Here is a 1,021-nt window from a genome sequence, read left to right on the forward strand (position 1 = left end):
ATGAACCGCCCCGGGATTGTCGGAGGCTCCAACTCCTGAGAAGGTGGAGCCCTTATGAGCAAGACAACGAACAAGTTTTCACCCGAGGTTCGTGCCCGTGCGGTGCGCATGGTGCTGGATCACGAAGCTGATCATCCGTCCCGCTGGGCAGCGGTCACATCTATTGCCGAGAAGATAGGCTGTTCAGCGCACACTTTGCTGGAGTGGGTGAAGAAGGCCGAGGTCGATAGCGGCAAGCGGGCCGGTGTGCCGACCGAACTGGCCGACCGGCTCAAGGCGCTGGAACGTGAGAACCGCGAGCTTCGCCAGGCCAACGAGATCCTGCGCAAGGCATCAGCATATTTTGCGCAGGCGGAGCTCGACCGCCCGTTCAAGCGATGATCGCGTTTATCGATGATAACCGCGGGTTTCATGGGGTCGAGCCGATCTGCAATGTTTTGCCGATCGCCCCTTCCACATACCATAAGCACGTCGCGCAGCGACAGGATCCATCGCGCCTGTCGGCGCGGGCAAAGCGTGACCTTGCCTTCAAGCCAGAGGTCGCCAGGGTGTTCGCCGAGAACTTCGCGGTTTACGGCGTGCGCAAAGTCTGGCGGCAGATGCAGCGTGAAGGGCACTGCATTGCCCGCTGTACGGTGGAGCGGCTGATGCGTGATCTGGGCTTGGCAGGGGTGATCCGTGGCAAGCCGGTGCGCACCACGACCAGTGACAAGGCGGCACCTTGCCCGCTGGATCACGTCAACCGCCAGTTCCACGCACCGGCACCCAACCGGCTGTGGGTCTCGGACTTCACCTATGTCTCGACCTGGGCCGGGTTCGTTTATGTCGCGTTCGTGATTGACGTCTACGCTCGCTATATCGTGGGCTGGCGGGTCAGCAGGACTGCGCATGCCAGCTTTGTGCTCGATGCCTTGGAGCAGGCCTTGCACGACCGGCGGCCAGTTCATCGGGGCGGACTGATCCATCACAGCGATCGCGGAAGCCAGTATGTCTCGATCAAATACACTGAGCGCCTTGCCCA

Annotated in this window: 1 pseudogene and 1 other annotated feature; the pseudogene reads left to right on the forward strand. The window is 61.4% G+C overall.

Going from position 1 to position 1,021, the window contains the following annotated elements:
* Positions 1-54 precede the first annotated feature (54 nt).
* A pseudogene (locus tag C7451_RS19700) lies at positions 55-1,021 on the forward strand (IS3 family transposase); the annotation flags it as partial.
* Positions 336-452: a sequence feature (AL1L pseudoknot), on the forward strand. (Overlaps the previous pseudogene by 117 nt.)

The organism is Blastomonas natatoria, from assembly GCF_003201955.1.
Lineage (GTDB): Bacteria > Pseudomonadota > Alphaproteobacteria > Sphingomonadales > Sphingomonadaceae > Blastomonas > Blastomonas natatoria.